The sequence below is a fragment of the Candidatus Binataceae bacterium genome (assembly GCA_035500095.1).
Lineage (GTDB): Bacteria > Desulfobacterota > Binatia > Binatales > Binataceae > JAKAVN01.
In genome coordinates this window covers 1-11,251 of the sequence record DATJXN010000063.1, presented here as the reverse complement: position 1 = coordinate 11,251, position 11,251 = coordinate 1, and the positions used below count along the sequence as shown (strand labels likewise).

Sequence of the window (11,251 nt, the reverse complement as noted above, 5' to 3'; positions counted from 1 at the left end):
CGCCTCGGCAACCTGGTTCGTGGATAACAACCTCCTGTTCAGCGATGGCGCCGGATATTTCAACTCCGGCACGACCAAGGGCTGCACCTGCATCACCGCCGCTTCGGGGAACATCATAAGCGCGCCCGTGTTGGCGGGGGTGGGCAAAGCGCCCTCAGCCTGCCCGACGTGCGCGCCGTCGCCGCCTTCCTGAGGATGGCGCGCGCCGGCCATGGAGGCGCAGGCTCGGCCGTCTGTTAAAAGTTCGCTACGGGAATATTGCAGGAGGTTTGACACTGCCTGAACGGGCCGATAGGGTCATATATTCTTGGGGATTTTTGGCAGATGGAACGACAAGCCCGGCGCGCTCAGGTGCTGAGGCACGCCAAACGGATATTCGCGCGCAAAGGCTATCACCGTACTAATGTCGCTGATATCATCGCCCGCGCTCGCATCGCGCGGGGCACCTTCTACCTCTATTTTCAAAACAAGAAGGTGCTTTTCGAGGAGCTGCTCGCTCAAGTGTTAACCGAGCTGTCACGACGCATTCAGCGCCTGCGCCCGGACGAACCCGACCCGGTAAATCAATTGCGCGAAAACCTCAAGCGGGTGATGAATTTCGTGCTGGCCGAGCGCGAGCTGACCGATATCCTGCTCAACCATTCGGTAGGGTTCGATCGCGACCTCGATTTGCGGATCCTGGAGTTCTACCAGCGCATCGCCGACGCGATTCAGCGCTCGCTCGACTTGGGCGTGGAGATGAACCTGGTCCGTCCGTGCGACACGCGGATCGCGGCCTACTGCATCCTCGGCGGGATCAAGGAAGTGGTCGGCCAGATAGCGCGGCGGCGGCCGCGCGAGATCGATTCGCTGGTCGAGGAAATTCTGGCCTTCGGACTGGGCGGCGTGGGCCGTCCCGAGCTGCTCGAAGAGGCGCGTCGGCGCGGCGAATTGCAGGTTCGCGAGCGCGCTATTTTCGGGCCCGAACTAGAATGACATGTCAGTTTACGTGACCAGATCGGGACGCGGTTCCCGCGCCAGGACAAAGACCCTCGCTTTCTATGATCTCGACGGCACGCTGGCCGGTCTGAACCTGCTGCACGCCACGATCTTCTACCTGGCCAACCTCGGCGAATGGAGCGCGCGCGTCGGCTATCTCGCACGGCTCGTGCTCGGCCTCCCGATGCTCTACATGGCCGAACGCCAGGACCGCCGGCTGCTTAACATGAAACTATTCGAGGCCTACAAGGGGGTCTCGCACGATCGCCTGTGGGAACTCGGCGAGGAGTATTGCGAGCGCGTGCTGATGCGCCATCTGTATCCGCGCGCGATCGAGATGCTGGAGGCCAATCGCGCAGCGGGAATCGAGCCGGTGCTGGTCACCGGCTCGCCGGATTTTCTTGTCGAGCCGCTGTCGCGCCGCCTCAAGATCGATCATTTCGCCGCCAATCGCCTGGTTTACAGCCGCGGAATCGCGACCGGCAGGATGCTCGAACCGGTGATGGCGAGTTCCGAAAAGGCGGTCTGGTGCGAAAGTTTTGCCGCCGAGCGCCGCGTAAGCCTGGAGGCATGCTGGGGATACGCCGACTCCTACTATGACCTGCCCTTTCTCTGCGCGCTGGGGCATCCGGTGGCTGTGAATCCCGACCGCCGCCTGCTCGCCGCCGCGCACAACCGCAAATGGCCGGTCGTTCGTTTCAGCCACGAGGACGCCGACCGCGCCCACGAGGGCGGCGCGAGCGGGGCGTGGCTGCTGGACTGGCTGGGGAGAGCTACGGATGGCGCGACCGGAAGGTAAGCTCAAGGAGCTTAAGACCGCCGAACTCAGGCACGAGCCGGGCGCGCGCCGCGACCTGGTGGTGACGCTTAACCGGCGTTCGGCACCGCGGCTCATCGCCTACGGCGACGACTTCTGGTACGAGAAGCTGCCGGCCGGCACCCGCGTAATCTATCCGCCGCCGCCGCTGGAGCCGCTGGCCGACCCCGACGCCGCTATTCGCTACGCCATCCTGCGTCCCGAGAACGCCGATCCCTTGTTCGCGCAGCTCAATCCCAACATGCGCGTCACCATCGCGATCGACGACATCAGCCTGCCCTTGCCGCAGATGCGCCGGCCCGACATCCGCGAGCGTGCGCTCAACATCGTGCTGCAGACGCTCGCCGATTACGGCGTGGACGACGTCCATCTGATCGTCGCGACCTCGCTGCATCGCCGGATGACCGAGGCCGAAATTCGGCGCATGGTGGGCGAGCGTGCGTTCAAGCAATTCTGGCCCGAGCGGCTGTACAACTTCGATGCCGAAAACCGCGCCGAGCTCGCGATGCTCGGCAAGACCGATCACGGCGAGGAAGTCTGGCTCTCGCGCCGCGCGGCCGAGTCCGACCTGCTGCTTTATCTCAACATCAACCTGGTCCCGATGGACGGCGGCCACAAATCGGTCGCGGTCGGCCTCGCGCCGTACCAGAGCCTGCGCCACCATCACAATCCCGCCACGCTGCGCCAGTGCCATTCCTACATGGACCCGACGCGCTCGGCGCTGCACAACTCGGCCAACCGGATGGGCCGTCTGGTCAACCAGCACGTCAACGTCTTCACCATCGAGACCGCGATCAACAACCAGATGTACGGCGGGATGCTCGACTTCCTGCAGAAGAACGAGGACCGCTTTTCGGATTGGGACCGGATGCGCCTTAAGGGCTTCCGCTGGACGCTCGCCAACATGTCGGATTCGCTGCGCCGCCAGGTGCTCAATCAGTACGCCGCGCCCTACGCGATGACCGGGGTGTGGGCGGGCGAGACCGACGCGGTCCATCGCAAGGCGCTCGCGCGCGTGTTCCAGCAGTACGCGGTGCCGGTCAAGGGCCAGTCCGACATACTGATTGTCGGCGTGCCGTACGTATGCCCCTACAACGTCAACTCCGTGATGAACCCGGTGCTGGTGCAGTGCACGGGCCTCGGCTACCTGTTCAACATGTTCCGCGGCAAGCCGCTAGTGCGCGAAGGCGGCACCGTGATCGTCTGCCATCCGCTGCGCGACCAGTTCCATCCCGAACATCATCCGAGCTACATCGAGTTCTTCCATCGCTGCCTGCGCGAGACGACCGACGCCTCCGAACTGGAGCGCAATTTCGAGGCCGAGTTCGCGCGCAATCCGACTTACGTGCACATGTACCGTTATGGCCACGCCTACCACGGCGTGCATCCGTTCTACATGTGGTACTGGGGCGAGCCCGCGCGCCAGCAGGTCGGACGCGTGATCGCGGCCGGATGCGAGGAGCCGGAAGTCGCAACCCGCATGGGGTGGGAATCGGCCGACACGCTCGACGAGGCGATCGCGATGGCAACCTCGGAGCTCGGGCGCTCGGCCAGTATTACCTATCTCCACTTACCGCCGCTGGTGATCGCCGATGTCGAATAGCAACGGAAGCAATGGCGCCGCGCGCAACGCGATGGCGCCGATCGAACAGATCCTGCGTCGCCGGAGCATCCTGCTGACCGGCGCGACCGGCTTTCTCGGCAAAGTCTTTCTCTCGCTGCTCCTGCGCTGGCATCCCGAGATCGAACGCGTCTATCTGCTGATCCGCGGCGACCGGAGGCTCGCGCTCAACCGGATGCGCCGCGAGATTCTCGACTCGCCCGTCTTCGGCTCTCTGCGCGAGCATCTCGGCGATCGCTTTGACCGCTACATCGAGGAAAAGGTTTCCGTGCTCTGCGGCGACATCACCGAGGAAGACCTGGTCTCGGAGGGCGACGCGCCGGGCCGCGGCGCGATCGACGCGGTGGTGCACTGCGCGGGGCTGGTCAACTTCGAGGCCTCTCTGGAAAAGTCGCTTTCGGTCAACACCACCGGCGTCGCCCATGTGATCGAATTCTGCCGCAAGCGCGGCGCCGCGCTGCTCCACGTTTCGACCTGCTACGCGGCGGGCAACGCCGACGGCCATCGTTTCGAGGATGACATTCCGATCGACTGGTGCCCCAACGGGCGGCGCAACTTCACGCTGCGCCGCGAGATGCGCGACGCGACGGCCGCCATCGCCCGCGTCGAGGCGGAGTCCCACGACCAGGTGCGCCAGGCCGACGAGCTTCACGTCGTCGATGCCGACGCTGAGAGCGGCGATGCCCATGAGGCGGCGGCCGAGCGCTGGCGCAAGCGCTGGGTCGAAGAGCGACTGAAGGAAATCGGGCTTGAGCGGGCGCGGCGATGGGGCTGGCCCAACACTTACAGCTACAGCAAGAGCCTGGGCGAACAATTGGTGTTCGCAGCGCAGGACACGATCGCGGCGACCGTGGCGCGCCCGTCGATCATCGAAAGCGCGCTGCGCGATCCGTTCCCCGGATGGAACCAGGGCGTCAACACCAGCGCTCCGCTGACCTATCTTTCCGGCCGCGGCTATCGCTTCTATCCTGCCGAGAGCGATTTGGTCCTCGACGTTATTCCGGTCGACCTGGCGGCGCACGCGATGATACCGATTCTCGCGGCGCTCCTCGCCGGACGCCACAAACCGATCTATCAGCTCTGCACTTCGGACGTGAATCCGCTGCCAATGCGCCGGCTGGTCGAGCTCACGGGGCTCAGCAACCGGCGCGAGCATCGCCGCGTCGGCGGGCCGATGGGCCGTTTCGCTCCGCATCTCGAAGCGGTGGTTGTGTCGCAAAACACTTACGAACTTGCAAGCCAAACCCTTCCCGATCTGCTCAAGAAGGGTGCCGGCGCCGCGCGCACGCTACTCGGCGAGGATTCCGAGCGCGCGAAAAAATTCGCGCAAGGCGTCGACAAGTTCGCGGCCAATACCGCGATGGCCCGCGAGCTGGTCGAAGTCTATCGCCCGTACATCCAGGAGCTGGTTTACACTTTTCACGGCGCCAACATCCGCGCGCTTTACAAATCGCTCTCTGCCGCCGATGCCGCACAGCACCCTTACGCGCCCGAGCGCATCGACTGGGCGGATTACTGGATCAACGTCCATCTACCGGGACTGCGCCGGCACATCTTCGGCTCGCTCGATCTGCATACGCGCGGCCGTCCGAGCGCTCCGGCGCGTCATCGCACGCTGGCCGAGATGCTCGACCGCGCGGCCGAACGCTATGGTTCGCGGCCGGCGCTGGTCGCGCGCCAGCCCTCGGGCGAGCGCGTCACGACCACCTTCCGCGAACTGCGCGACGGCGCCCATCGCGCGGGCCTCCTGCTCGGCATGCGCGGCGTCAAGACGGGCGACCGTGTGTTGCTCATCGGAGAGAACTCGCCCGAGTGGGTGCTCGCATATTTTTCGATTCTCGCGGCCGGCGCCGTGGCGGTGCCGCTCGACCATCTGATTTCGCCCGAAGAGCTCATGCCCATCTGCCGCATCGCAGCCCCTTCGGCCGCGCTATGCTCGGCGGGCGTCGCCAAGCGCCTCGGCGGCGCGCTGACTGAACTGAATCGCGAGATCGTCGAACTCGAATTCGCCGAGCTCAGCCGTCCGTTCGTGCTCAAAGGGCGGCCCGACGCGCGGCCTCCGGCCGAGCGCAAGACGCTCGCCTCGCTCGTCTTCACCTCGGGCACTACCGGCACGCCCAAGGGCGTCATGCTGACGCACGGGAATTTCGCCGCCGAGGTCGCGATGCTCGCGCGGGTCTTCAACCTTGATTCCTCCGACGTGGTGCTCTCGCTGCTACCCCTCCATCACACGTTCGAGTTCACGTGCGGAATGCTGCTGCCGCTCGCGCTCGGCGCGTCGGTGGTCTATCCGCTCGGCGTGGACGCGGCGAGCCTGGCGCGCACGCTGGCCGACGTGCGGCCGACCGCGGTGGTGGGCGTGCCGGCGCTTTGGGAGGCAGTCCATCGCCGTATCGTCGACGGCGTCGAGGCGCAGGGGCCGTTCATGCACGCGCTCTTCGATCGTCTGCGCGACCTCAACCGCAGGTTCGACAGCGAATGGGGCCTCAACGTCGGCGCGATGCTCTTTCGTCAAGCGCACACCGCCCTTGGCGGACGCTTGCGGCTCGCCGTAAGCGGCGGAGCTGCGCTGCCGCAGCGCGTGGCCAGCTTTTTTAACGATATCGGGATCCGCCTGCTCGAAGGCTACGGACTGACCGAGGCCGCGCCGGTGTTGAGCGTCGCGCGCCCGGACGAGCCGATAGCGCCGGGATCGGTCGGCAAACCGCTTAACGGCGTCGAGATCAAACTGGCTACCAGCGGCGGCGGCACTCTGGGCGAGATCCTCGCGCGCGGGCCGAACGTGATGGCCGGTTACTATCACAACAAGGCCGCCACCGACGAAGTGCTGCGCGATGGATGGCTTCGCACGGGCGACCTTGGCCGCCTCGACGAAGAGGGACGGCTCTACATCGTCGGCCGCGCCAAGGACGTGATCGTCGATTCCGGCGGCAACAACATCTATATCGACGAACTCGAAGAGGTTTACGGCCATTCGTCGTATATCAAGGAGCTCGCGATCGTCGGGCTCAAGGTCGGCCAGGGCGAGCAGGCGGCGGCGCTGGTAGTGCCGGCGTACGCGCGCGGCGAAAGCCGCCGCGCCGTGGAAGACAACCTGCGCGCACACTTCGAAAAGGTCGGCGCGGGACTGAGCCCACACAAACGCATCCGCATCCTGCGCTTCACCGACGCCGAGCTTCCGCGCACGCGCACACGCAAGGTCAAGCGCCAGGATGTGGTCAAGACGCTCGAGCGGATGCTCGAAGCCCACGCGCAGGAGCGCGCGGCGGTAAGCTCGGAGGTCGAGCCGTGGCTCGCCCAGGCGCTCGCGCAGGTCTCAAGCGGCGTAGAGAGCATCACGCCCGCGACCCGGTTGATCGAGGACCTCGGGCTCGATTCGCTCGCGATGGCCGAACTGGCCGAGCACATAGCGGTGCATGCCGAGCGTGAGCTCAGCCCCGAGGAACTCGGCGACCTCCGGACCGTGGACGACTTGCAGCGCGCCGTCGGCCAGGGACAGAACCGTCCGCGGCTGCCCTCCTACGCGCACTTCGCGGAGCCGTTCACGCCGGTCCTGCCCGGCGTGCTTAGACGGCTCGGCGAATCGGTGTTTCGAAGCGCGCAGCGCGCCGCGTTCGACCGATGGCTGCGGCCGCGCGTGATGGGCCGCGGCAACGTCCCCGCCAACCGAAACTTCCTGGTGGTCGCCAATCACGCGAGCCATCTCGATTTTGCGCTGGCAAGTTACGCGCTCGGCGCTGCGGGCCGCGACCTGGTGGTGCTGGCCGCCAAGGACTACTTCTTCAACACCGGAGCGCGGCGTTTCGTGGTCAGCAATTTCACCCGGCTCATCCCCTTCGATCGCGAACGCGCGCAACTCGAATCGCTCGACGACGCGATCGACGAGCTCAACTCGGGCCGCAGCCTCCTGATGTTCCCGGAGGGCACACGCTCGCCCGACGGCGCGATCCACGAATTCAAGAGCGGCGCAGGCTACCTTGCGCTGCGCGGCGGATGCGACGTGCTGCCGGTGCGGATCAGCGGCACCTATGAAGTGCTCGGCAAGGGTAGCATCATCCCCCAGCGCAGCCCGGTCGAGGTGCGAATCGGGCGCGTGATCACCAACGCCGAGTTGCGCGCGATGGCCGAGAGCGCCGAGGGCACTGGCGCCTATCGCAAGCTCGCCGACGCGATGCGCGCCGCGGTGCTCGCACTGGGTGAACGGATGCCCGCTTCCGCCGCGTCAAGGCGCGCGAGGCCCGCGCCCGCCGCCCAAGGAGAGGGCGCCGCCGCTCTGGCAGCCGCGCCGCAATCGGCGGACGAGGCTGCCGAGGGACCGGCGCGTACCGGACATCGGACGCGCCGCGCCTCCGCCCGCGGCGGCCGCCGCGCCAAGGGCTGAGCGCACGCGCCGATACGGCGCCGCGTCCGGGGCTTGTGGATCGCTGCCGCCCTCGCCGCTTAGAAGACGCGCCGCGATGGGATAGAATCGAATCGTCGGCCAGCCGTCCGGATGCGGCGGCGGCGCCGCGATCCGAAGCGCATAGCCGGACGCGCACAAGGGATGGACTGGTTCAGCAAACGCGTCGACAACCACGGCCACGCGGTGCGCAACCGCGACCGCCCCTCGGTCACCGAGATCGCTCCCGGCCTCCTGGTCGGCGAATTTCCTCGCCCGGAGGACATCGCGTGGCTCAAATCGGAGTTCGCCGTGACCGCCATCCACAATCTCCAGGATGACGAAGACCTCGCGCTCAACGGCTTGCGCGAGCGCGAGCTCACGGAGGCCTGCCGAAAGAGCGGATTGAAATTCGTCCGCACGCAGATCCAGGACGGCAGCGCGGATGCGATGGCCGAGCGGCTCGAGCATACGTTGGACGCGCTCGCCGAGCTCGTGAATTCGGGGGAGCGAGTTTATTTGCACTGCAATGCCGGCCTCAATCGCGCTCCGACCCTCGCCATCGCCTACCTGCGCGCGCATGGCGAGATGTCGCTCGATGAGGCCTGCGCCCACGTCAAGGCGCGCCGCGCCTGCGGCCCGTTTATGACGATTTTGGAGGACTACTTCGGACCGCGCCATCACAAGCCCGGCAAGTGAGCCGGCCCTTCGGGCGGGCGACGACGCGGCAACGCTTGCGCGCAGCCGCTGGCTGCGGCTTGGCGCCTGGGCCGTGCACCTGTACACGGCGCTCGGCGCGGTCGCCGGCCTGGTCTCGATCGACTACGCGGCGCGCGGCGATTTCCGGGCGAGTTTTATCGCGATGGCGGCGGCGACAACGATCGATTCGAGCGACGGCCCACTGGCGCGCCTGCTCGAGGTGCGCCGGCACCTACCGCACTTCGACGGCGCACTGCTCGACAATATCGTCGACTACCTTACCTACGTCCTTGCGCCCGTGTTCCTGATGCTGCGTGCGCAGATTCTCGAGCCCGGGGTAAGCGGCTACATCGTCGGCGGACTGGTGATGGTCGCGAGCGGCTACGGCTTCTGCCATGTCGAGGCCAAGACCGACGATCATTACTTCCGCGGGTTTCCCTCGTACTGGAACCTGGTCGCGTTTTATCTCTATTGCCTCGATCTCGGAACGCTGGCCGGCACGCTTATCGTCACGCTGTTCGCGGCGATGGTGTTCGTGCCGATCAAATACATCTATCCGAACCGCACCGGCCCGCTCCGCGTGCTGACGCTGACGTTCGCGATCGTCTGGGGCGTAATAACGCTCGCGCTGCTCGCGGCGCTTCCCGCAAAGCATCCCGTCCTCCTTGGCGCTTCGCTCTCGTTCATCGCGTATTACTTCGTCGCTTCGTTTATCCTGCACGCGCGCGCGGCGATGAAGCTAAGACGCTACAGGCGCGGCGTGTAATGGCGAGGCTCGTCGCAGGGTCCATGGCCGGCGCGCTTTCATTTGACGAGGCCGCCGCCCCAAAGCGCGCGCGATGGCTGCAGGAGGTCGAGGGCGACGCGCCCGTGTTCCTCATCGCGCCGCACGGCGGGCGCGCCGGTCCGGCGGCGTGCGCTACGGTTAATCCAAAGGTCAACGATCTGCACACCGCCGAGATCACGCGCGAGCTGGCATTTCGCCTTGGCGCCGGCGCGCTCATCAATGCCCGGATGGATCGCAACCGGCTCGACCTCAACCGGCTGAGCCAGGTGACGAGTGAAGCGCCGTGGATGCTCGAGCTAATCGCTGCCCGCCTCGAGCGCATCGCCGCGCGGCACGGATGTGCGGTGGTGCTGCTGATTCACGGATGGAACGTGATCGAGCCGCGCGTTGACGTCGGGATCGGCGTCAAGTCGGCCGCTGGCGGACTGCTGCCGGCGCGGAGCGCTCGCGTCTCCGCGAGCGAAGGCTTCATCAACGGTCCGCTGCTCGATTTCATCGAGGCGCTCACGCGTAGCGGTATCGAGCCCACCTTCGGTCTACGCTATCCGGGCGCGGGCGCCGACAATCTTCTGCAGACATTCACCGAGCGCCATGCGTCAAGCCAGATGGGCCCGCTGCAGCGACTTGCCGCGCTTAGCTCGCGCGGCGCGCTGGAAGCGGTGCAACTGGAGCTTTCGGTGGCGTTGCGGATGCCCGGGCGTTTGCGCGCAGAGACCATCGCCGCGATCGCTGGGTCGTTCGCGCGATGCGATCGGCCTCACGCTCTGCGCCATACCAACGGCGGCGAGCGCCCGCGGCGCATCGAGATCATTCGCACCGCCGAAACACCACCGCCACCGCTTCGGCAAAAAGTGCAACAGGCGTCCGCCGGCCCGCTGCGCGTGGGACTCGAGTTTTACGATCCGGCCGCGCGTATCGGCGTGATGGCAAGCTTCGATCTGGGCGCCGGCGCTGCGGGCGCGCGCGTGATGGCGATTGCGGGGCGCGAACGTATCGCGCTGTTTACCGCCGAAGGGCGCGTCGAGCGCACCGCCGAGGGTCTCAGGCTCGGCCCGCTCGCCCTCTGCTTGCGCGATGGCCGTCTGTGTTTCGATTTTGTCGGGCCGGCAGTGGTGGTTGACGACGGCAGCGCCTACCTGAGCGTCGAGCGCGCGCTCGCGCGGGCGGCGCTGCACGAATCGATGAAGCTGCATGCGGAGTTCCAAGCGTGGCCGGCAATGCATGCCGATCCGGGGGCGCCGGCCGAAACGCCAATCGAATCGATTACGCGGCGCGAAGGGGCCGGCGCGGGCATCTTCGGCAGCGTCACCGGCCATTTCTCGATCAGCGGCGAAACGAAAGCGCTCTACGCCGTCGCGCGTGCGGGGCGCTCGCTTATCGGGATCGGCAACGCCGCCTTCAGGGAACGGCGGATGATTTGGGCCATCATGGACGAGGGAATCTCACCCCGCGCCGTGGAAGCGCGCGCGCTTGTCGACAGCGACGGCGTCGAAACAGCGAGTGCGCGGCTTTGCGATCGCGAACAATGGAGCGATTCGGACCTGCAACGGCTCCGGGTTGCGCGGACGTCTTCGAGGCGTCCGCCGCGCCGAATCAGCGCGCTACTACGCCCGCAGCGCGGCGGAGCCCCGCTCGCGCTCGGCGGAGAAGTCGAGAGTTTCGTTATGCTGTCGCGGCCGGGACCCGTGCAGAGCCGAATTCTGACCTCGCTCGGTTTCGCGACCTTTCGTATCGGCGACAACACAGGCGCCGGGATGTTCGAGTGCTCGCATCGCGCCGGGCCCGCCCCGGGTGTTACGGCGCACCCAATGGACGCCGGCGGCGACTAGTCTAGTACTACTGTGTCATAAAGCTGGCAGTCGGTCTGCAGCTCTGCGATACTCTGCTGATGACGAGGCGGCCGGCGGAAGAGGCGGAGCGGTTTGAGGAGTATCTGGAGTTGCTGAGCGAGGCGATCGGCCACGCGGACCG

At 66.4% G+C, this 11,251-nt stretch carries 8 protein-coding genes; 7 read left to right on the top strand and 1 reads right to left on the bottom strand.

Annotated elements, in window-relative coordinates; genetic code table 11:
- Window positions 1-213 (bottom strand): hypothetical protein (locus VMI09_06955; protein ID HTQ24419.1); only part of this gene is annotated, 213 nt, incomplete at its 3' end.
- Window positions 214-324: 111 nt separating this feature from the next.
- On the opposite strand from VMI09_06955, the gene VMI09_06950 reads away from it, so the two are divergent.
- The 7 genes from VMI09_06950 to VMI09_06920 all read left to right on the top strand — a co-directional run bounded on the left by VMI09_06950 (window position 325) and on the right by VMI09_06920 (window position 11,109).
- A complete protein-coding gene (locus tag VMI09_06950) occupies window positions 325-975 on the top strand; it encodes a helix-turn-helix domain-containing protein (protein HTQ24418.1) in 651 nt (216 codons plus the stop codon).
- 1 nt (window position 976) lies between these two features.
- Entirely contained in the window at window positions 977-1,777 is an 801-nt protein-coding gene (locus VMI09_06945) for an HAD-IB family hydrolase (GenBank protein ID HTQ24417.1), read from the top strand.
- Entirely contained in the window at window positions 1,758-3,398 is a 1,641-nt protein-coding gene (locus VMI09_06940; protein ID HTQ24416.1) for a lactate racemase domain-containing protein, read from the top strand. The genes VMI09_06945 and VMI09_06940 overlap by 20 nt, the downstream gene beginning before the upstream one ends.
- Window positions 3,388-7,797 (top strand): AMP-binding protein, encoded by a 4,410-nt coding sequence (locus VMI09_06935; GenBank protein HTQ24415.1) that lies wholly within the window; start codon window positions 3,388-3,390, stop codon window positions 7,795-7,797. Before VMI09_06940 ends, VMI09_06935 begins: the two co-directional genes overlap by 11 nt.
- A 162-nt stretch (window positions 7,798-7,959) precedes the next feature.
- Window positions 7,960-8,493, top strand: coding sequence for a dual specificity protein phosphatase family protein (locus tag VMI09_06930; GenBank protein HTQ24414.1), 534 nt, complete (start codon window positions 7,960-7,962; stop codon window positions 8,491-8,493).
- Window positions 8,494-8,566: 73 nt separating this feature from the next.
- On the top strand, window positions 8,567-9,259 hold the full coding sequence (locus VMI09_06925; protein ID HTQ24413.1) for a hypothetical protein: 693 nt from the start codon (window positions 8,567-8,569) through the stop codon (window positions 9,257-9,259).
- A complete protein-coding gene (locus VMI09_06920) occupies window positions 9,259-11,109 on the top strand; it encodes a hypothetical protein (protein ID HTQ24412.1) in 1,851 nt (616 codons plus the stop codon). The genes VMI09_06925 and VMI09_06920 overlap by 1 nt, the downstream gene beginning before the upstream one ends.
- Window positions 11,110-11,251 lie beyond the last annotated feature (142 nt).